Consider the following 19,740-nt stretch of genomic DNA (forward strand, 5'->3'; position numbering starts at 1 on the left):
CGACTCTATCAGATCCTTTTCCGATCCGATTTCCTCGGCGCCTTCCCGGTTCCCGCTTCCGCGTTTCCCTTTCCGGCGGTTCCGACTTTATCAGATCCTTCCGGGCCTGACCCCCAGTCAGCGGGGTTCGTCCTCGCGGCCGTTGGGCCGTTCCGACGAGTGAGACTTTAGCGGATTCCTGGCTCCCGAGCTAATCGGGGGCTGCGTTCTTTCGAACGCGGATTCCTCATTCCGTAAATACGCACGCCAAAAGACGCCGAGCGCACGACGAAAGATCGTCGATCGCTGGTTGGTACTTGCGGAATGGCTGTCCGGGGACCGACCGCAGTCGGTGCTCACGTCGGACAACTCGGAGAACAGTACGGATCGGGTGGGGGCGTGTCAACTCTGGTCCGGAGGGGGTCCGGGAGGCGTAGCCTGGTGCGCGTGATGACGCGTACGTGCACCCTTCAGTGGTGGGCCGCCTGACGGCGGCCGTACTCACGTATGCACTCGACGGCCGCCGCCTCGGCGGCCGTACTCGTATCTCCCTCCAGGAGGGGCGGCCGGCGGGGCGGCGGTCCTGGACCGGAGGTGGAGAGATGACGCGGGTCTTCAGTGGGGTCAAGCCGACCGGGCACCTGACGCTGGGGAACTACCTGGGGGCCATGCGGCGGTGGGTCGCCGTCGACCAGCACCGGACCGACGCGCTGTTCTGCATCGTCGATCTGCACGCGCTGACCGTGGAGCACGATCCGGCGCGGGTGCGCAGGCTGAGCCGGCAGGCGGCATCGCTGCTGCTGGCGGCGGGACTGGATCCGAAGCTGTGCACCGTGTTCGTGCAGAGCCAGGTGGACGAGCACGCGCGGCTGTCGTACCTGCTGGAGTGCGTGGCGACCGACGGGGAGATGCGGCGGATGATCCAGTACAAGGAGAAGGCCGTGCGGGAGCGGGGGCGGGGCGGGAGTGTGCGGCTGTCGCTGCTGACGTATCCCGTGCTGATGGCGGCGGACATCCTGGCGTACGGGACCGACGAGGTGCCGGTGGGGGACGACCAGGTGCAGCACGTGGAGCTGGCCCGGGATCTGGCCGTGCGGTTCAACCAGCGGTACGGGTACACGTTCGTGGTGCCCAGGGCGACGCGTCCGGCGGTGGCGGCACGGGTGATGAACCTGCAGGATCCGACGTCGAAGATGGGCAAGAGCGACGATGTCGGGCCGGGGATCGTCTATCTGCTCGACGAGCCGGACGTCGTGCGGAAGAAGATCATGAGGGCCGTCACCGACAGCGGGCGGGAGGTCGTGTACGACCGGGAGACGCGGCCGGGGGTGGCGAACCTGCTGGAGATCCTGGCGGCCTGCACCGGTGGGGAGCCGGCGGAGCTGAGCGGGGCGTACACGTCGTACGGCGCCCTGAAGGAGGACACCGCGGAGGCCGTCGTCGAGGTGCTGCGGCCCGTGCAGCAGCGGCACAAGGAGCTGTGCGCGGATCCCGGCCATGTGGAGGAGGTGCTGCGGGACGGTGCGCGCAGGGCTCGGGCGACGGCCCGGCCGACCGTGGATGCCGCCTATCGCGCGATCGGGCTGTTGCCGGCGGCCTCCGGCGCTCGTCTCTGATCTCCGTGTCGGGCCGACGTCCGCGTCATGGTGCGTCCGGCTCGGCGGGTGCGGTGTGCCGCCCTCTCCGTGCGGAGGGGGCGGCGCACCGGTCAGTTGGTGTTGCCGGAGGCCAGTTCGCGGCTGCGGTCGCGGGCGGCTTCGAGGGCGGCGATCAGGGCGGCCCGTACGCCGTGGTTCTCCAGTTCGCGGATGGCGTTGATGGTCGTGCCCGCGGGGGAGGTGACGTTCTCGCGGAGCTTGACCGGGTGTTCGCCGCTGTCGCGGAGCATGGTCGCCGCGCCGATCGCGGACTGGACGATCAGGTCGTGGGCCTTGTCGCGGGGGAGGCCCAGGAGGATGCCGGCGTCGGTCATGGCTTCGACCAGGTAGAAGAAGTAGGCCGGGCCGGAGCCGGAGAGGGCGGTGCAGGCGTCCTGCTGGGACTCGGGCACGCGCAGGGTCTTGCCGACGGCGCCGAAGATCTCCTCGGCGTGGGTGAGGTGGTCGGCGGTGGCGTGGCGGCCGGCGGAGATGACGGACATGGCCTCGTCGACCAGGGCGGGGGTGTTCGTCATGACGCGGACCACCGGGGTGCCGGCGGTGAGCCGCTCCTCGATGAAGGAGGTGGTGATGCCGGCGGCTCCGCTGATGACCAGGCGGTCGGCGGGGACGTGGGGGGCCAGCTCGTCCAGGAGGGTGCCCATGTCCTGCGGTTTGACCGTGAGGATCAGGGTGTCGGCGGTCTTGGCGGCTTCCGCGTTGGTGACCGGGGTGACTCCGTGGCGGGTGCGGAGTTCCTCGGCCCGTTCCCGGCGGCGGGCGGTGACCAGGAGGTCGGCCGGGGCCCAGCCGGCCCGGATCATTCCGCTGAGCAGGGCTTCGCCGATCTTGCCGGTGCCGAGGACTGCGACTTTCTGGGTCATGGCGGGGGTGCCTCCGGGGGTTGCGTCGTCCGGCTTCATCCTCGCACCGGGGGCGCGGTCGGGGGCGGGGTGTCCGGTGGGCGGGACGCCGGCTGCCGGGCGGGGGCGGTCACGGCGTTCTGCGGCGGAGGGTCGCCGCGCCCAGGCCCAGGACCAGCAGGGCGCAGCCCGCCACGACCAGTACGTCCCGGACGAAGGCGGCGGTCGTGTCCGTGTGCCGGAGGACCTCGTTCATGCCGTCGACCGCGTAGGACATGGGGAGGACGTCGGAGACCGCCTCCAGGACGGGGTGCATCCGGTCGCGGGGGGTGAACAGGCCGCAGAGCAGGAGCTGGGGGAAGATCACCGCCGGCATGAACTGGACCGCCTGGAACTCCGAGGCGGCGAAGGCCGAGACGAAGAGGCCGAGGGCCGTGCCGAGGAGGGCGTCGAGCAGGGCCACCAGGAGGAGCAGCCAGGGGCTGCCGGTCACGTCCAGGCCCAGGACCCGGACCGCCAGGCCGGTGGCCAGGGCCGACTGGACGATCGCGAGGGCGCCGAAGGCCAGGGCGTAGCCCGCGATGAGGTCGCCCTTGCCGAGGGGCATCGCGAGGAGGCGTTCGAGGGTGCCCGAGGTGCGTTCGCGCAGGGTGGCGATCGACGTGACCAGGAACATCGTGATCAGCGGGAAGATGCCCAGCAGGGAGGCGCCGGTGCTGTCGAAGGTGCGCGGGCTGCCGTCGAAGACGTAGCGCAGCAGGAGCAGCATCAGGCAGGGGATCAGGAGCATCAGCGCGATGGTGCGCGGATCGTGGCCGAGCTGGTGCAGGACCCGGGTCGCGGTGGCCGTGGTGCGGGAAAGGTTCAGGGCGCTCGTGGCGGCGGGGCCGGCGGGCGCACGGGGTGGGGTGGCGCTGACGGGGTTCATCGCGTGGTGTCCTTCGTGCGGCTCGCCCCGGTCGCTTCGTCGACCAGGCGCAGGAAGGCGGCTTCGACCGTCTCGGAGCCGGTGCGGGTGCGCAGGGCGTCGGGGGTGCCGTCGGCGAGGAGTTCGCCGTCGCGCAGGAGCAGGAGGTGGTGGCAGCGTTCGGCCTCGTCCATGACGTGGGAGGAGACGAGGAGGGTGGCGCCGCGGTCGGCGGCCAGGGAGTGGAAGAGGTCCCACAGGTCGCGGCGGAGGACCGGGTCCAGGCCGACGGTGGGTTCGTCGAGGACCAGCAGGTCGGGGGCGCCCAGGAGGGCCACCGCGAGGGAGACGCGGCTGCGCTGGCCGCCGGAGAGGGCGCCGGCCAGGGCGCCGGCGTGCGGGGTGAGGTCGACGTCGGCCAGGGCGCGGGTGACGCTCTCGTGGCGGCGGGCTGCGAAGGCGCGGCCGGGGTCGAGGATCGCGGCGAAGTAGTCGAGGTTCTGGCGGACGGTGAGGTCGTCGTAGACGGAGGGGGCCTGGGTGACGTAGCCGATGCGGGTGCGCAGGGCGGGGTGGCCGGCGGGGCGGCCGAGGACGTCCAGGGTGCCGGTGACCTCGGCCTGGGTGCCGACGATCGCGCGCATGAGGGTCGACTTGCCGCAGCCGGAGGGACCGAGGAGGCCGGTGATCCGGCCCCGGGGGACGGTGAAGCCGAGGTCGCGCAGGACGGTGCGGGAACCGCGGACGACGGTGAGGTTCTCGGCGTGGACCGCGGGGGCGGCGGGGCGGGCCGGGCCCGTCGCCGAGGGGGGTGAGCCGGAGGTGTAATTCATCATGTAATGAATAATTCTCCGGGGGGTGGGTCGCGTCAAGCGGGGCGGGTGGCGAGAAGCGGGAGGGGCGGAGCGGGGTGTCGTGCGCCTCTTCGGCGGTTCCCGTTCCGGTTCCGTCCGGGCGAGCGGCCGACGGGGATGCCCGTGTCCTTCGGCGGGGGAGGCGGGACGGCCTCCGGGCCGTGGGCCGGAGCGGTCGGGTGGCCGCCGAGGTCCGCGAGGCGGAGCAGAGGGGGCGTTCTGCCGGGCTTCCGGCGCGTCGCAGGGGGGCGCAGGGGCAGGTGGGCCGGGAGTGGGGGCCGTGCGGTCGTACGGCCGTGGGCGGGGGGCCGGGACCGGGGTGCGGCGGATCGTGCCCGGGGAGGGGCGGTCCGGCGGACTCCGTGCCCGGGAAGGCCGGGTCAGGAGCGGCGGCGCTTCCTCGTCGGGTTGCCCGAGCGGCGGGTGAGGCGCCTCTCGTGCCGCTCGCGGGCCGTCTCGTACTCCTCGCGGTGCAGTTTCTCGCCGGGGGCCTCGATGAGGGAGCGGACGAAGTAGGCGAGGAGGGAGCCGACGAAACCGATGGTCAGCAGGGGGCGCAGGGAGGCCTGGCGTTCGGGGTCGGGGCGGCGGGCGAAGCCGTCCCAGGTGTGGCGGAAGGCGAGCGCGCTGCAGATCGCGGACATCGCGACCATGAGGAAGGTGACGAAGCCGCCGACGTCGGCGATCCGGAGGCCGTCGTAGGCGAAGCGCAGGACGAGACAGGAGGCGGCGGCCGCGGCGAGCGAGCCGGCGGCCACGCCGACGCGGCGGGCTGCGTAGCCGTTGTCGTGGTGCAGCCAGGTGGTGCCGAAGAAGCGGAGGGGTTCCGGGCGGGGACCGGTGAGGGACGCCGGGTCCGAAGTGCCCTGGGGGCCCGCGGGAGTGTCCGGGGTGCCGTTGTCGTCGCTCACGGATCGATTATGGCTCCGGCGCCGCCGCGCACTCGTCGGGGGTGCGCGGGCGGCGCGGGTGCCTCTTCGGAGAGATGTCGCGCGCCCTCCGCAGGGGTGTCCGGCGCACCCCGGAGCGGGGTCAGGCGCAGCGGGAGGCGACGTAGCCGTCGCTGCCGGTCTGCACGTAGGCGTCCGAGACGTACTCGCCGTTGCTGACGTTGTCCCAGATGTTGCTCGTGCCGTACGGGCCGGTCACCGTCGTGCCCGGCTTCTGGCAGTAGATCGGGACGCGGGCTCCCTCGGGCAGGACGCGCACGATGGAGTAGCCGGTGCCGGGACCGCTGCGGACGTTCAGGCGCACGCCCGGGGCGACCGAGTAGTAGCGAACGGCCGTCGCGGCCGCCGTCAGGACGGTCTCCTCCTTGCCACCCCCGGCCTCTTCGACGCTGCCAACAGACATATGGTCCTCCCCCGTCGGATCCCACGACTGTCGTGGGGCCCCGTTGATACCCCCAGGTCGCACGGCGAAACACCCGTGCGCACATCGCACACGCAGGCTAGCAAGCCTCCTCCGTCCCACAGGAGTCATCGACTAGGCTCCGTGCGTCGCGCGCGGACGAACAGCACGGGGGTGGTCCCATGGCGGCACCGCAGAATGCCGGACCGAATACGGAAGCGGAACTTCCCCAGTACGCCGGTCACTACCGTCTGGAGTCCTGTCTGGGGTCGGGCGGCATGGGGGTGGTGCACCTGGCCCGCAGCACCTCGGGGCTGAAGCTCGCGGTGAAGGTCGTCCATGCCGAGTTCGCCAGGGATCCGGAGTTCAGGGGGCGTTTCCGGCAGGAGGTGGCCGCGGCGCGCAGGGTGAGCGGAGCGTTCACCGCGCCCGTGGTGGACGCCGATCCGGAGGCCGGACGGCCGTGGATGGCGACGCTGTTCATTCCGGGCCCGACGCTGGCGGAGTACGTGAAGCGGAACGGGCCCATGGCCCCTTCCCAGCTGCGCCGGCTGATGGCCGGGCTCGCGGAGGCGCTGCGTGACATCCACCGGGTCGGAGTGGTGCACCGGGACCTGAAGCCCAGCAACGTCCTGCTGGCCGAGGACGGGCCCAAGGTCATCGACTTCGGGATCTCCCGGCCCAAGGACAGCGAACTGCGGACCGAGACGGGGAAGTTGATCGGTACGCCGCCGTTCATGGCGCCCGAGCAGTTCCGGCGCCCGCGCGAGGTGGGGCCCGCCGCCGACGTCTTCGCGCTCGGGTCCGTGCTGGTGCACGCGGCGACCGGGCGCGGGCCGTTCGACTCGGACAGTCCGTACGTCGTCGCCTACCAGGTCGTGCACGACGAACCGGACCTGACCGGCGTGCCGGAGGAACTCGCGCCGATCGTCTCGCGGTGTCTCGCCAAGGAGCCCGAGGAGCGGCCCACGCCCGACGAGTTGATGCGGGAGCTGCGGTCGGTGGCGGCGTCGTACGACACGCAGGCGTTCATACCGGCACAGCGGACGGCTGATCCGGCCGGACCCGGCCGCGAGTCCGGTGGCTCGGTGCCCGGGGCGCCGGCCCGCGGGCACCGGCCCGGCCGGTGGCCGTCCGGCCGGCGCCGGGGCGGACGCGCGGTCCTCGTGGCCGTGGCGCTCGGTCTCGTCGCGGGCGGCGCCGCGCTCTCCCTCCGGCCGAGCGGTGGCGACGGCCCCGCGCCGAAGGGGACGTCCGCACGGGCCGGGTGGACGGCGAAGCCGCTGTCCAGGAACGGGGGCATGCCGCAATGCGCGTACGGCGCCGGCCGGTTGGTCTGTGCGCAGCCGGGCGTGGTCTTCGCGCTCGACCCGTCCGACGGCACGCTGCTGTGGCGGCGCCCGGTCGCCACGGAGAACGTCAGCGACGCGCCGGCCGTCGCGGGAGGACTCGTGCAGCCCTACCCGGACGGAGGCCCGCGGCAGGAAGGACTCGATCCCGCGTCGGGCGAGAAGGTGTGGCAGCGCGAGTTCTCCGCGTACGGCTCGCTCGGGCACGCCGGTGACATGCTGCTGCGCACGGAGACGGACGGGACGGTCACCGGTGTGGACGGCGCGTCGGGGAGGACCGAGTGGAACCGGCGGATCCCGGGGCACACCGGCCCCGTCTTCGCCTCGTTCGCCGCGGATCCGCTGGCCTACGCGACGAGCGTGTCCGACGACGGCACGACGCGGGTCACCGCGGTCGACCCGCGCACGGGCGACGTGCGGTGGGACGCGACGCTGAGCGGAGCGCTGGAGCCCGTCGGCGCCCACGGCGGCTCCGTCGTCCTGCTGGCCACCGACCGGGTCACCGGTGACACGACCGGCGTCGTCCGCTACACCCCCCGGTCACGGACGACGGACCGGGTGGCGCTGCCCGTCCCCCGCCAGGACGTCCAGGCCACCGTGCACGGCGACGTCGTCCACCTCCTGGCCTCCGGGGGCGCGCTGGAGGCCGTCGACCTGGAGGCGGGCAAGCGGCTGTGGCAGCTGGAGACGTCGGTGCCGCGCGGGTCGGCGCCGGCCGCCGACGACAGCCACGTGTACGTCACCGCCCCCGACGGCCGCCTCCTCGCCGTGGACGCGCGCAGCGGAGCGCTCCGCGGCCAGACCCCGTCCCGGCTCGGCTCCGCCTCCGGGCAGGTCGCGGGCGCCGTGCCCGAACCCGTCCTCGCCGACGGCCGCGTCTACGCCGCCGCCCCCGACGGCACCGTCTTCGCCCTGGACGCCCGGGACCCCTCCTCCTGGTAGGCCGTGCGCGACGGGCCGCCTCCCGAGGAGAGGGCGGCGGCCCCGCGGGACCCGGGGGTCAGCCGAGCTTCGTCACGTCCCGCACCGCGCCCTTGTCGGCGCTGGTCGCCATCGCCGCGTAGGCGCGCAGGGCCGCCGAGACCTTCCGGTCGCGGTTCTTCGGGGCGTACACGCCGTTCAGGGCCTGTTCACGGCGGGCCAGCTCCGCGTCGTCGACGAGGAGCTCGATCGAGCGGTTCGGGATGTCGATGCGGATGCGGTCGCCGTCCTCGACGAGGGCGATCGTGCCGCCCGAGGCGGCCTCCGGGGAGGCGTGGCCGATGGACAGGCCGGAGGTGCCGCCGGAGAAGCGGCCGTCGGTGACCAGGGCGCAGGCCTTGCCCAGGCCGCGGCTCTTCAGGTACGAGGTCGGGTAGAGCATCTCCTGCATGCCGGGGCCGCCCTTGGGGCCCTCGTAGCGGATGACGACCACGTCGCCCTCCTTGACCTGCTTGGTCAGGATCTTCTCGACGGCCTCCTCCTGCGACTCGCAGACGACCGCCGGGCCCTCGAAGGTCCAGATCGACTCGTCGACGCCGGCCGTCTTCACCACGCAGCCGTCGACCGCGAGGTTGCCGCGCAGGACCGCCAGGCCGCCGTCCTCGGAGTAGGCGTGCTCGGCGGAGCGGATGCAGCCGTTCTCGGCGTCCTCGTCCAGGGACTCCCAGCGCTCGGACTGGGAGAAGGCCTCGGCCGAGCGGACGCAGCCGGGGGCCGCGTGCCACAGCTCCACCGCCTCCGGGGACGGGGAGCCGCCGCGGATGTCCCAGGTCTTCAGCCAGTCCGCCAGGGACGGGCTGTGCACCGCGTGGACGTCCTCGTTGAGCAGTCCCGCGCGGTGCAGTTCGCCGAGGAGGGCGGGGATGCCGCCGGCGCGGTGCACGTCCTCCATGTAGTACGTACGGGTCTTGGCGACGTTCGGGGCGACCTTCGCCAGGCAGGGCACGCGGCGGGAGAGGGCGTCGATCTCGGTCAGGCCGAAGGGGACGCCCGCCTCCTGGGCGGCGGCCAGCAGGTGCAGGATCGTGTTGGTGGAGCCGCCCATCGCGATGTCGAGGGCCATCGCGTTCTCGAAGGCCTGGAAGGTGGCGATGGAGCGGGGCAGGACCGAGTCGTCGTCCTGCTCGTAGTAGCGGCGGGTGAGGTCCATCACCGTGCGGGCCGCGTTCTCGTAGAGCGCCCTGCGGGCCGTGTGCGTGGCCAGGACCGAGCCGTTGCCGGGCAGGGACAGGCCGATCGCCTCGGTGAGGCAGTTCATCGAGTTGGCGGTGAACATGCCGGAGCAGGAGCCGCAGGTCGGGCAGGCGTTCTCCTCGATGCGCAGCACGTCCGCGTCGGAGACCTTGTCGTTGGCGGCCTCCACCATCGCGTCGATCAGGTCCAGGGTGCGGACCGTGCCGTCGACCAGGGTGGCCCGGCCGGCCTCCATCGGGCCGCCGGAGACGAAGACGGTGGGGATGTTCAGGCGCAGGGCCGCGTTGAGCATGCCCGGGGTGATCTTGTCGCAGTTGGAGATGCAGATCAGGGCGTCCGCGCGGTGCGCCTCGACCATGTACTCCACGCTGTCCGCGATCAGGTCGCGGGAGGGCAGGGAGTAGAGCATGCCGCCGTGGCCCATCGCGATGCCGTCGTCGACGGCGATCGTGTTGAACTCGCGCGGGATGCCGCCGGCCGCCTTCACCGCCTCGCTGACGATCCGGCCGACCGGCGCGAGGTGGGTGTGGCCCGGCACGAACTCCGTGAAGCTGTTGGCGACCGCGATGATGGGCTTGCGGCCGATGTCCGCGCCAGGTACCCCGGAGGCGCGCATCAGGGCGCGGGCGCCCGCCATGTTGCGGCCGTGGGTGACTGTGCGGGACCTCAGCTCGGGCATCGTCGCTCGCTCCTTCGGGGGGTCTGCCGGGGAGTCCGGGCAGAGTTCTGACTGCCATCGAGCGTACGCCGGTCATCCAGTGGGCGGACCGTGTGTCCGAAATGCGGGATGTGCGGCTCGGTCGCGGCGTCGGGGACGGGCCGGCGCCGGGACCGGGGGGCGGGCGGTTCCCGGCGCCCGAGGCCGACGGTTCCCGCGATCAGGGCCGGCCGGCGGCGGGGTCCGGGCCGGTGAGATGCCGCTGCACCACCGGCGCCACCCGCGTGATGATCTGCTCCGGGTCCGCCGACGCCAGGGGCTCCACCTTGATCACGTACCGGATCATCGCGATCCCCACCAGTTGCGCGGCCGCCAGTTCGGCGCGCAGCTCCGCGTCCGGCAGGCCGAGCCGGCCGGCGATGCGGCGCAGCAGCTGGGTGGCGATCAGGCGGCGGAAGACGGCGGCCGCGGTCTCGTTGTCCACGGCCGACCGGACGATGGCCAGCAGCGGCGCCCGGGTCACCGGGTTCTCCCAGAGGCCGAGGACCATGCGGGTCAGCCGCTCGCCGACGTCCTCCGGCGGGCCGTCGAGGATCGCGTCCCGGGCCCGCAGCGCGGGGGCGAAGGCCACCTCGACGGCCGCTTCGAAGACCTGCTCCTTGGTGCCGAAGTAGTGGTGCACCAGCGCCGGGTCCACGCCGGCCGCCTTGGCGATGCCGCGCACGGACGTCTTCTCGTACCCCCGCGCGGAGAACTCCTCGCGGGCCGCGGCCAGGATGCGGTCGCGGGTGCCGGCGGATTCCGTACGGCGGGGACGGCCCCGGCGCCGGGCGGCCGGGGCCGCCGAGGGGGCCTGGGAAACCGGAGAGGACGGAAGGGCCGGGGGGACCGGAGAGGCCGAAGGAACCGGGGGGACCGGAGAGGCCGGAGGAACCGGGGAGCGTCCGTGCCCGCGCGCCCGCCCCGCCGGCGAGGAGTCGTCCTTCCCCGGTCCGGGCGCGGTCGCGCCTGTCACCGCCGGGGCACCTTCGCCGCCGAGGCCAGGTGCAGACGGGCGAAGGCCAGGGCCTCCGCCAGGTCGGCCTCCCGTTCGGCGCCGGACATGGCACGGCGGGTGTTGACCTCGATGACGACGTGGCCGTCGAAGCCGCTCACGGCGAGGCGCTCCAGCGCCTCGGCGCAGGGCTGGGTGCCGCGGCCGGGGACGAGGTGCTCGTCCTTCGCCGAGCCCCGGCCGTCGGCGAGGTGCACGTGGCCGAGGCGGTCGCCCATGCGGTCGATCATCGCGAGGGCGTCGGTGCGGGCCGTGGCGGTGTGGCTGAGGTCGATCGTGAAGTGGCGGTAGTCGTCCTTCGTCACGTCCCAGTCGGGGGCGTACGCGAGCATCTCGCGGTCGCGGTACCGCCACGGGTACATGTTCTCGACGGCGAACCGCACATCCGTCTCGTTCGCCATCCGCCAGATCCCGGTGACGAAGTCGCGGGCGTACTGCCGCTGCCAGCGGAAGGGCGGGTGGACGACGACCGTACTGGCGCCGAGCTTCTCGGCGGCCGCGCGGGCGCGCTGGAGCTTGACCCACGGGTCGGTGGACCACACGCGCTGCGTGATGAGCAGACAGGGGGCGTGCACCGCCAGGATCGGGATCCCGTGGTAGTCGCTGAGTCTGCGCAGCGCCTCGATGTCCTGACTGACCGGGTCGGTCCACACCATGACCTCGACCCCGTCGTACCCGAGGCGCGCGGCGATCTCGAAGGCCGTCGCCGTGGACTCCGGATACACGGAGGCCGTCGACAGGGCGACCTTCGCATCCGGGATGCGCACCGCTGGTTCTGCCACGAATGACAGGTTACGGGGTGCGTGCGGGATTGGGCCGGGCTCCTGCTCGCCGTTGTGGTGTTTGCCATAGCGGTCGTGGCGCTCGTCGGGCGCGGGGCGGGCGGGGGCGGCGGCCCGCCCGGGCTCCTAGGCCGACCCCATGTGGTCCAGGCGCCGCAGGATCACGCCCTCCCGCAGGGCCCACGGGCAGATCTCCAGCCGCTCCACGCCGAACAGGTCCATCGCGCCCTCCGCGACCAGCGCGCCCGCGAGGATCTGCCCGGCCCGGCCCGGCGAGACGCCCGGCAGCCCGGCGCGCTCGGCGGTGGTCATGCCGGCCAGCCGCGGCACCCAGGACTCCAGGGCGGACCGTTTCAGTTCGCGCTGGACGTAGGGGCCGTCGGCGGAGCGGGCGGCACCGCAGATGCGGGCCAGCTGCTTGAAGGTCTTGGAGGTGGCCACGACGTGGTCGGGGCCGCCGAGGCGGCTGAACTCGCCGACCGTACGGGCTATCTCCGTGCGCACATGGCGGCGCAGCGCGCGGACGGCGTCCGGGTCGGGCGGGTCGCCGGGCAGCCGGCCCGCGGTCAGCCGGCCCGCGCCCAGCGGCAGCGACACCGCGGCGTCGGGTTCCTCGTCGATGCCGTACGCGATCTCCAGGGAGCCGCCGCCGATGTCCAGGACCAGCAGCCTGCCCGCGGACCAGCCGAACCAGCGGCGGGCGGCGAGGAAGGTGAGCCGGGCCTCCTCCTCGCCGGACAGGACCGTGAGTTCGACGCCGGTCTCGGTGTGCACGCGCGTGAGGACCTCGTCGGCGTTGCTCGCCTCGCGCACGGCGGAGGTCGCGAACGGCAGCAGCTCCTCGACGCCCTTGTCCTCGGCGGCCCGCAGTGCCCCGTGGACGACCGAGACCAGCTTGTCGACGCCTCCGGGGCCGATCGCCCCGTTCTCGTCGAGGAGCTGGGCGAGGCGCAGCTCCACCTTGTGCGAGTGGGCGGGCAGCGGGCGCGCGCCCGGGTGGGCGTCCACCACCAGCAGATGCACCGTGTTCGAACCCACGTCGAGGACACCGAGTCTCATGGGGGAACGCTACTGCCCACGGCGCCGCTCCCGGCCCCCGCGGCGGTCCCCGGCCGGTGACGGGGCGACTTACCCTGGACGGGTGCCAAAGACGAAAAAGGCGAAGGACGAAAAAAAGCCCAAGTCACCCAAGAGGGACGAAATCGCCGCGGGTTCGGTGCGGGTGCCCGCGCCGGAGCGGCGGCAGCGGCCGCAGCCGGTTCCGGCGGCGCCTGCGGCGGACGACGAGAAGGGGCTCGACTTCGCGCGCGCGTGGGTGGAGTTCCCCGACCCGGCCGACGAGGAACAGGTCTTCCGCTGCGACCTGACCTGGCTGACCTCTCGCTGGAACTGCATCTTCGGCAGCGGCTGCCAGGGCATCCAGGCCGGCCGCGCGGACGACGGCTGCTGCACCCTGGGCGCCCACTTCTCCGACGAGGACGACGAGAAGCGGGTCGCCGCGCACGTGGCGCGGCTCACGCCGGACATCTGGCAGCACCGGGACGAGGGCCTGCGCAACGGCTGGGTGTCCGAGGACGAGGACGGCTCCCGGCAGACCCGCCCGTACCAGGGCTCGTGCATCTTCCAGAACCGGCCCGGCTTCTCCGGCGGCGCGGGCTGCTCGCTGCACATCCTGGCCCTGCGGGAGGGCCGGGAGCCGCTGGAGACCAAGCCGGACGTGTGCTGGCAGCTGCCGATCCGGCGGACCTTCGAGTGGATCGACCGGCCCGACGACACCCGCGTGCTGCAGGTGTCGATCGGTGAGTACGACCGCCGCGGCTGGGGGCCGGGCGGCCACGACCTGCACTGGTGGTGCACGTCGGCGACCTCGGCGCACGGCGCGGGCGAGCCGGTGTACGTCTCCTACCGGGCGGAGCTGACGGAGCTGATGGGCAAGGCGGGCTACGACCGCCTGGTCGAACTGTGCGAGGAGCGGCTGGCCGCACGGCTGCCGCTGCTGGCGCCGCATCCGGCGGATCCGGCCGGGCCGTCGGACTGAGCGCCGCGAACGGGTTCCCGGCCCGGTCGTCACGTCCCGTCGTCCGGCCGGCGTCCGGCCGGCGGGCGGGCCGCGCGGTGCCGGGCGCGTGCTCCCGGCGTGCCGGGCCCCGTACCGGACGTCCCCGGATCGGGGCCCGGCGCGGCGGGCGCGCGGACACGGCGTCGCGGGGCGGGCGGGAAGGCGACGGCCGGGCTCAGGGCGCGGCCGGGCTCGGTTCGCCGCTGCCGCCCGGCGGCGGGGCCGGGTCGGCCGGCGCGGACGGGGACGGGCCGGTGGGCGTGGGGTCCGGTGCGGATGTCGAGGGCGGGCTGCTCGGCGTGGGTTCGGCGGGCGCCGGGGGCGTCGGGTCCGGGCGCGGGACGGGCGGGGGCGGCAGGCCGGGGCTGCCGGGGTCCGGGCGGGCGGGGGCGGGCGCGGTGCCGTAGCCCTCGATGGAGACGACGGCGCCGGCGGGCGAGACGGCCACCCGCGCGCTCCAGCGCCCGGACGGCTCCCGCAGCTGGTCCACGTACACCTTGATCGTCGACGACTCGCCGGGGCGGAGCGTCCCCGCCGACCGGCTCAGGTAGAGCCAGGGGGCCGTCGTGGACGCGGACCAGCGCACCGGCGCGGAGCCGGCTGCGGTCAGGGTGATCAGCGTGGTGTCGCCGCGGTGGCCGGCCGTGACGGAGAGGCGCCCGGCGTCCTTGCGTCCGGCGCCGGCGGCGCCGAGGACCTCCACCGAGACGCCGCTCGTACGGTCCGTGCCGAAGCGGCTGGACCTGGCGCCGGCGTCGCCGGCGTTCTCGTGGCCGCGGGCCTCCTCGCCGTCCGCGCCCTCGGGGCCGTGGGCCTCGGCCGCGCTGGCCGGGCGGTCCTCCTCGCCCGCCGGGGCGCCCCGGTGGGCGACCCACAGGGCGAGGGCGGGGGCCGCCACGACAGTGGCGACGACGGTCGTCGTGACGGCACGCGCGCGCAGCCGGTCCCTGCGGGCCGCGTGGTCCTTGGGGTCCATCGGGAAGCCGCGCCGGTCGAAGCGGGGGGCCGCGCCCCGGGCGCGCGGGTGGTGGCTCATCGCGGCGTGCACGGCCGCGCGGGGCGCCGGCAGCACGGGCAGCTCGGCGGGGGTGACGGTGGTGCCGGGCCAGCGGCCGGGGATCGCGCGCCCGGCGGTGCGGCGGCAGCGCGGGCAGTCGTCGACGTGCCGGACCAGCTCGCGGCGCAGGGCCGCGCTGAGCACGAGCCGGTCGTCGCCGGTGAGGGCGGTCACGCTCGGGCAGCCGCCGGCCTCGACGACGGCGAGGGCGGCGCGGGTGCGCTCGACCTCGCAGGCGGCGGAGGCGAGCAGTTCCCGCGCGGCGGCCGGGTCCAGGCCGAGGACGGCGGCGATCTCGTGGACGGCCAGGTGGTGGCGCACCGCGAGTTCCAGCGCCTCGCGCTGCTCGGGGGTGGTGCCGGCGGCCTCCGGCCAGGCCAGCAGGGCCAGCTCGCGGCGGCGCAGCTCCCGGACCTCTTCGGATTTCCCGGGCTCCCCGGGCTCCCCGGGGGCGGGCGGGGCGGCGGTCCGCGCGGCGCGCCGCCGGCCGGTGTCCCGGTGGCCCGCCGCGTGGCCGGCCCGGCGGTTCCGCCCGGCCCCGGCCAGCTCGCGTCGGCACGCCCAGCGGGCCAGCGCGTACAGCCAGGCCCTGCGGTCCCCGGCGGCCTGGGGGACGTGCCGCGCGCGGCGCTCGACGAGGGCGAGGACGTCGCCCAGGGCGGCGACGGCGGCGTCGTGGTCGCACAGCACGGACAGGCAGTAGGTGAACAGGCCGTCCAGATACGGCTCGTAGTGCTCGGGCGGCCGCCGCGCCAGCGTGCGCGCCGCCATCCGGTCACGGGCCTCCCGGTGCGTCCGGTGTGCGCCGGTCCTGCGGGTCGGGGTCTCCGGAATGCTGCTCATCACCCGGTGACCGTAGGGGGCCGGGGGAGTCCCTTTCTCCCCCGCTCGGCACTTTTAATCCATACGGGTGAAACGATCCCTCATAAGAGGACAGGAATGATTCGTTCCGAGGCGGTGGGGGCGGGGGCCGCTCCGCGGCCCCGGCGCCCGCGCCCCGGTTGTCAGTGCCTCCGGTTACGGTTCGTGCATGGCTGCCCGTACGAAGACCGCCAAGGACCGGCCCTCCTACCGCTGCACGGAGTGCGGCTGGCAGACGGCCAAGTGGCTCGGCCGCTGCCCCGAATGCCAGGCGTGGGGCACGATCGAGGAGTACGGCACGCCCGCGGTCCGTACGACGGCGCCGGGGCGCGTCACCACCTCCGCCGTGCCCATCGCCCAGGTCGACGGCCGCCAGGCCACCGCGCGCTCCACCGGCGTGCCCGAGCTGGACCGGGTGCTCGGCGGCGGGCTGGTGCCCGGCGCGGTCGTCCTCGTCGCGGGCGAGCCCGGCGTGGGCAAGTCCACGCTGCTGCTCGACGTGGCCGCCAAGTCGGCCGGCGCGGAACACCCCACGCTGTACATCACCGGCGAGGAGTCCGCGAGCCAGGTCCGGCTGCGCGCCGACCGCATCAACGCCCTCGACGACCACCTGTACCTCGCCGCCGAGACGGACCTGTCGGCGGTGCTCGGCCACCTGGACGCGGTGAAGCCGTCGCTGCTCGTCCTCGACTCCGTGCAGACGGTGGCGTCCCCGGAGATCGACGGCGCGCCCGGCGGCATGGCGCAGGTGCGGGAGGTGGCGGGCGCGCTGATCCGGGCCTCCAAGGAGCGCGGCATGTCCACCCTCCTCGTGGGCCACGTCACCAAGGACGGCGCGATCGCCGGCCCCCGCCTGCTGGAGCACCTCGTGGACGTGGTCCTGCACTTCGAGGGCGACCGGCACGCGCGCCTCAGGCTCGTACGCGGCGTCAAGAACCGCTACGGCGCCACCGACGAGGTCGGCTGCTTCGAACTGCACGACGAGGGCATCACCGGCCTCGCCGACCCGAGCGGGCTCTTCCTGACCCGCCGCGCCGAGCCGGTCCCCGGCACCTGCCTGACCGTCACCCTGGAGGGCCGCCGCCCGCTGGTCGCCGAGGTGCAGGCCCTCACGGTCGACTCGCAGATCCCCTCTCCGCGCCGCACCACCTCCGGCCTGGAGACCTCCCGCGTCTCGATGATGCTGGCCGTCCTGGAGCAGCGCGGCCGGATCAGCGCCCTGGGCAAGCGGGACATCTACTCCGCCACGGTCGGCGGGGTGAAGCTGTCCGAGCCCGCCGCCGACCTCGCCGTCGCCCTCGCGCTGGCGAGCGCGGCCAGCGACACCCCGCTGCCCAAGAACCTCGTCGCCATCGGCGAGGTCGGCCTCGCGGGCGAGGTGAGGCGGGTCACGGGCGTGCAGCGCCGGCTCGCGGAGGCGCACCGCCTCGGTTTCACGCACGCCCTGGTACCGGGCGATCCGGGCAGGATCCCGCCGGGCATGAAGGTCCTGGAAGTCGCGGACATAGGGGACGCGCTCCGGGTCCTTCCGCGCTCCCGTCGCCGAGAGGCCCCACGGGAGGACGAGGACCGCCGGTAGACTTTGCCCTGGTCTCGCCCGTCCGTACGACCGAGTGTGCGAAACGGGAGCGCCCCAGAACCTGCGACCGGAGGAGTGCAGTGGCAGCCAACGACCGGGCAGCAGCTCCCGGAAAGTCCGGTGGGAGTGCCGGTTCCGATGGCCTGATGCGCGCCTCGCTGAGCGCCGTGGCACCCGGCACGCCCCTGCGTGACGGCTTGGAGCGCGTGCTCCGCGGCAACACCGGCGGTCTGATCGTGCTCGGCTCCGACAAGACCGTCGAGGCGATGTGCACCGGCGGCTTCGTGCTGGACGTCGAGTTCACCGCGACCCGGCTGCGCGAGCTGTGCAAGCTCGACGGCGGCATCGTGCTCTCCTCGGACCTGTCGAAGATCCTGCGGGCGGGCGTGCAGTTCGTGCCCGACGCGACGATCCCCACGGAGGAGACGGGCACCCGGCACCGCACGGCGGACCGGGTCAGCAAGCAGGTCGGCTTCCCGGTCGTCTCGGTCTCCCAGTCGATGCGGCTGATCGCGCTGTACGTGGACGGTCAGCGCCGGGTGCTGGAGGACTCGGCGGCGATCCTGTCCCGCGCCAACCAGGCCCTGGCGACCCTGGAGCGCTACAAGCTCCGTCTCGACGAGGTCGCGGGCACGCTGTCGGCGCTGGAGATCGAGGACCTGGTGACGGTCCGGGACGTCTCGGCGGTGGCCCAGCGCCTGGAGATGGTGCGCCGCATCGCCACCGAGATCGCCGAGTACGTGGTGGAGCTGGGCACGGACGGCCGGCTCCTCGCCCTCCAGCTGGACGAGTTGATCGCCGGTGTGGAGCCCGAGCGCGAACTGGTGGTCCGGGACTACGTGCCCGAGCCGACCGCCAAGCGCTCCCGCACGGTCGAGGAGGCCCTCGCCGAGCTGGACAAGCTCTCCCACGCCGAACTGCTCGAACTGTCGACGGTCGCCCGCGCCTTGGGTTACACCGGCTCCCCCGAGACCCTCGACTCGGCGGTCTCGCCGCGCGGTTTCCGCCTCCTGGCCAAGGTGCCGAGGCTGCCGGGCGCGATCATCGACCGCCTGGTGGAGCACTTCGGCGGCCTGCAGAAGCTCCTCGCCGCCAGCGTGGACGACCTCCAGACGGTGGACGGCGTCGGCGAGGCGCGTGCGCGGAGCGTACGGGAAGGGCTGTCGAGGCTGGCGGAGAGCTCGATCCTGGAGCGGTACGTCTAGGCCCTGCCGTCGCCTCCCCGCCCCGCGGCGCCGTGCCCGCGCGCGCCGCACCGGGCCCGATCCGGGGACGCCCCGTACGGGGCCAGGAGCCCGGCACGCCCGGAGCACGCACCCGACGCGCCGCGGCCCCGGCCCCCTCGCCCGGCGGGCTAGTCCTTCTCCAGCACGAACGACGTCTGCACCTTCGCGAATCCCGGAGCCTTCGCCTCCACCAGGTACGTCCCCGCACGGGCCGATCCCGCCGCGGGCGTCGCGCACCGCGGGGCGCTCGGCTTGCGGTCCCACTTCACGGTGTACGTGATGCCGCTGTCCGCCGGCACCCGGAACAGCAGGCTCCCGGAGCCCTTGGGGCAGTCGGCCGACGACCAGAACTCGTCGTCGCTGCCGGCCTGAGTGATCGTCACCACCGTGTTCTTCGGGCCGAGATCGACCTTGCAGTCGCTGCCGGAGATGTTCCGCGCGGTCAGTTCGAAGGCCGGCGTCCGCCCGGGCTCGTAGGTGTTGCGGACGCTGCGCAGGCTCAACTTGACGGCGCTCGCGGTGCAGTCGGGCAGCGAGGAACCGGCCGGCAGCGCGTCGCCCGCGCCGACGCCGCCCGAGCCGCCGCCCTCGACGTCCCCGCCGGCGCTGCCGCCGGCCCCGCCCGTGCCGCCGCCCGAGCCGTCCGCGGCACCGGAGTCCCCGGCCCCGGAGCCCGCCCCGGACCCGTCGCCGTCCGACCCGTCACCGGATCCGGAACCCGACCCGTCGCCGGACCCGCCGGAGCCCGAGCCGGACCCGCCGGAGCCCCCCGAGCCGGACTCGTCCCGGCCGCCCGGCGCCTGGCTGATCGCCGGCCCCGAACCCGACGGTCCGGGGGTGATCGAGGGCGCGGGATTCTTGCCGTTGGCACCGTTGTCGTGGTCTCCGCCGCCCCCGCCGCCCGAGGTCACGATCCACGTGATCAGCAGCGCCAACAGAGCGATCACAGACAGCAGTACGGCCCTCCGTCGCCAGTAGATGGAGGAGGGAAGCGGCCCGACCGGATTGCGCAGAGATCCCACGGCGCAAACTGTACGAGAGATCGGCGCGTTCGCCTGTGCCACCCGCCGTCAGGAGCCACAACTTTTCCGGATCATCATCCCGGAAACCGGCCGCGTACCCCGGACTTTCGTCAGGTGCGGCGCATGACGATCGCAGCATGTGACGGTGACGGTCCGCCGACTACGGCCCGTGACAACGGACTTCGGCGACACCGCGCTCCACCGCGCCGTCACGGACCTCGCCCATGACGCTCCGGCATGGGCGCGGCGCACCGCCGCAACCGGCACGGAGGCCGTGTCGACGGTCTTCGTCGCGCCGTTCGCCGCCACCGCCTGGTGGCGGCGAACG

The 19,740-nt window shown here is 74.0% G+C and carries 15 protein-coding genes and 1 pseudogene; 5 read left to right on the forward strand and 11 right to left on the reverse strand.

Annotation, left to right across the window (positions count from 1 at the left end; genetic code table 11):
- Positions 1–581: 581 nt before the first annotated feature.
- Positions 582–1,595 carry a tryptophan--tRNA ligase gene (trpS, locus tag ACIBAI_RS22950; RefSeq protein WP_399036933.1) on the forward strand — a complete coding sequence of 338 codons (1,014 nt, stop codon included), beginning with the start codon at positions 582–584 and terminating at the stop codon, positions 1,593–1,595.
- 92 nt (positions 1,596–1,687) lie between these two features.
- Here the strand turns inward: trpS and proC are convergent, their stop codons facing one another.
- The 5 genes from proC to ACIBAI_RS22975 form a co-directional block, all read right to left on the reverse strand.
- Positions 1,688–2,500 carry a pyrroline-5-carboxylate reductase gene (gene proC, locus ACIBAI_RS22955; protein ID WP_399036935.1) on the reverse strand — a complete coding sequence of 271 codons (813 nt, stop codon included), beginning with the start codon at positions 2,498–2,500 and terminating at the stop codon, positions 1,688–1,690.
- 109 nt (positions 2,501–2,609) lie between these two features.
- Entirely contained in the window at positions 2,610–3,407 is a 798-nt protein-coding gene (locus ACIBAI_RS22960) for an ABC transporter permease (protein WP_399036937.1), read from the reverse strand.
- Positions 3,404–4,222 (reverse strand): ABC transporter ATP-binding protein, encoded by an 819-nt coding sequence (locus ACIBAI_RS22965; protein ID WP_399036939.1) that lies wholly within the window; start codon positions 4,220–4,222, stop codon positions 3,404–3,406. The genes ACIBAI_RS22960 and ACIBAI_RS22965 overlap by 4 nt, the downstream gene beginning before the upstream one ends.
- 398 nt (positions 4,223–4,620) lie before the next feature.
- Positions 4,621–5,151 carry an EamA/RhaT family transporter gene (locus ACIBAI_RS22970; RefSeq protein ID WP_399036941.1) on the reverse strand — a complete coding sequence of 177 codons (531 nt, stop codon included), beginning with the start codon at positions 5,149–5,151 and terminating at the stop codon, positions 4,621–4,623.
- Positions 5,152–5,272: 121 nt separating this feature from the next.
- Positions 5,273–5,593 (reverse strand): SH3 domain-containing protein, encoded by a 321-nt coding sequence (locus tag ACIBAI_RS22975; protein WP_399036942.1) that lies wholly within the window; start codon positions 5,591–5,593, stop codon positions 5,273–5,275.
- Between the two features lie 179 nt (positions 5,594–5,772).
- On the opposite strand from ACIBAI_RS22975, the gene ACIBAI_RS22980 reads away from it, so the two are divergent.
- Positions 5,773–7,881, forward strand: coding sequence for a serine/threonine-protein kinase (locus ACIBAI_RS22980; RefSeq protein ID WP_399036944.1), 2,109 nt, complete (start codon positions 5,773–5,775; stop codon positions 7,879–7,881).
- A gap of 58 nt (positions 7,882–7,939) precedes the next feature.
- Here ACIBAI_RS22980 and ilvD read toward each other — a convergent pair whose 3' ends face one another.
- The 4 genes and pseudogenes from ilvD to ACIBAI_RS23000 all read right to left on the reverse strand — a co-directional run bounded on the left by ilvD (position 7,940) and on the right by ACIBAI_RS23000 (position 12,667).
- Positions 7,940–9,793, reverse strand: coding sequence for a dihydroxy-acid dehydratase (gene ilvD / locus ACIBAI_RS22985; RefSeq protein WP_344609463.1), 1,854 nt, complete (start codon positions 9,791–9,793; stop codon positions 7,940–7,942).
- Between the two features lie 199 nt (positions 9,794–9,992).
- Positions 9,993–10,616: pseudogene (locus ACIBAI_RS22990) on the reverse strand (TetR family transcriptional regulator); the annotation flags it as partial.
- 167 nt (positions 10,617–10,783) lie between these two features.
- Positions 10,784–11,608 carry a sugar phosphate isomerase/epimerase family protein gene (locus ACIBAI_RS22995; protein ID WP_399036948.1) on the reverse strand — a complete coding sequence of 275 codons (825 nt, stop codon included), beginning with the start codon at positions 11,606–11,608 and terminating at the stop codon, positions 10,784–10,786.
- A 126-nt stretch (positions 11,609–11,734) separates the two neighbouring features.
- Positions 11,735–12,667 (reverse strand): Ppx/GppA family phosphatase, encoded by a 933-nt coding sequence (locus ACIBAI_RS23000; RefSeq protein ID WP_399036949.1) that lies wholly within the window; start codon positions 12,665–12,667, stop codon positions 11,735–11,737.
- A gap of 163 nt (positions 12,668–12,830) precedes the next feature.
- Here ACIBAI_RS23000 and ACIBAI_RS23005 point away from each other — a divergent pair, with 163 nt between their 5' ends.
- Positions 12,831–13,646, forward strand: a complete 816-nt coding sequence (locus ACIBAI_RS23005; protein ID WP_399037117.1) for a hypothetical protein — start codon at positions 12,831–12,833, stop codon at positions 13,644–13,646.
- A gap of 196 nt (positions 13,647–13,842) precedes the next feature.
- Here ACIBAI_RS23005 and ACIBAI_RS23010 read toward each other — a convergent pair whose 3' ends face one another.
- Positions 13,843–15,567, reverse strand: a complete 1,725-nt coding sequence (locus ACIBAI_RS23010; RefSeq protein WP_399037119.1) for a hypothetical protein — start codon at positions 15,565–15,567, stop codon at positions 13,843–13,845.
- Between the two features lie 187 nt (positions 15,568–15,754).
- On the opposite strand from ACIBAI_RS23010, the gene radA reads away from it, so the two are divergent.
- The gene (radA, locus tag ACIBAI_RS23015; protein WP_399036951.1) at positions 15,755–17,164 is read left to right on the forward strand and encodes a DNA repair protein RadA; all 1,410 of its coding nucleotides are present in this window, start codon (positions 15,755–15,757) and stop codon (positions 17,162–17,164) included.
- Positions 17,165–17,244: 80 nt separating this feature from the next.
- Positions 17,245–18,369 carry a DNA integrity scanning diadenylate cyclase DisA gene (gene disA / locus ACIBAI_RS23020; protein WP_344609453.1) on the forward strand — a complete coding sequence of 375 codons (1,125 nt, stop codon included), beginning with the start codon at positions 17,245–17,247 and terminating at the stop codon, positions 18,367–18,369.
- 149 nt (positions 18,370–18,518) lie between these two features.
- Here disA and ACIBAI_RS23025 read toward each other — a convergent pair whose 3' ends face one another.
- Positions 18,519–19,412 (reverse strand): hypothetical protein, encoded by an 894-nt coding sequence (locus tag ACIBAI_RS23025; RefSeq protein WP_399036953.1) that lies wholly within the window; start codon positions 19,410–19,412, stop codon positions 18,519–18,521.
- Positions 19,413–19,740: the final 328 nt, after the last annotated feature.

Source organism: Streptomyces sp. NPDC051041, from assembly GCF_044456065.1.
Classification (GTDB): Bacteria; Actinomycetota; Actinomycetes; order Streptomycetales; family Streptomycetaceae; genus Streptomyces; species Streptomyces glaucus.

Bases quoted from the DNA above. Each gene is read 5' to 3' on its own strand.
- proC (WP_399036935.1), bottom strand. From the start codon at position 2,500: ATGACCCAGAAAGTCGCAGTCCTCGGCACCGGCAAGATCGGCGAAGCC.
- ACIBAI_RS22960 (WP_399036937.1), bottom strand. From the start codon at position 3,407: ATGAACCCCGTCAGCGCCACCCCACCCCGTGCGCCCGCCGGCCCCGCC.
- ACIBAI_RS22975 (WP_399036942.1), bottom strand. From the start codon at position 5,593: ATGTCTGTTGGCAGCGTCGAAGAGGCCGGGGGTGGCAAGGAGGAGACC.
- trpS (WP_399036933.1), top strand. From the start codon at position 582: ATGACGCGGGTCTTCAGTGGGGTCAAGCCGACCGGGCACCTGACGCTG.
- ilvD (WP_344609463.1), bottom strand. From the start codon at position 9,793: ATGCCCGAGCTGAGGTCCCGCACAGTCACCCACGGCCGCAACATGGCG.
- radA (WP_399036951.1), top strand. From the start codon at position 15,755: ATGGCTGCCCGTACGAAGACCGCCAAGGACCGGCCCTCCTACCGCTGC.
- ACIBAI_RS22965 (WP_399036939.1), bottom strand. From the start codon at position 4,222: ATGATGAATTACACCTCCGGCTCACCCCCCTCGGCGACGGGCCCGGCC.
- ACIBAI_RS23000 (WP_399036949.1), bottom strand. From the start codon at position 12,667: ATGAGACTCGGTGTCCTCGACGTGGGTTCGAACACGGTGCATCTGCTG.
- ACIBAI_RS22980 (WP_399036944.1), top strand. From the start codon at position 5,773: ATGGCGGCACCGCAGAATGCCGGACCGAATACGGAAGCGGAACTTCCC.
- ACIBAI_RS23010 (WP_399037119.1), bottom strand. From the start codon at position 15,567: ATGAGCAGCATTCCGGAGACCCCGACCCGCAGGACCGGCGCACACCGG.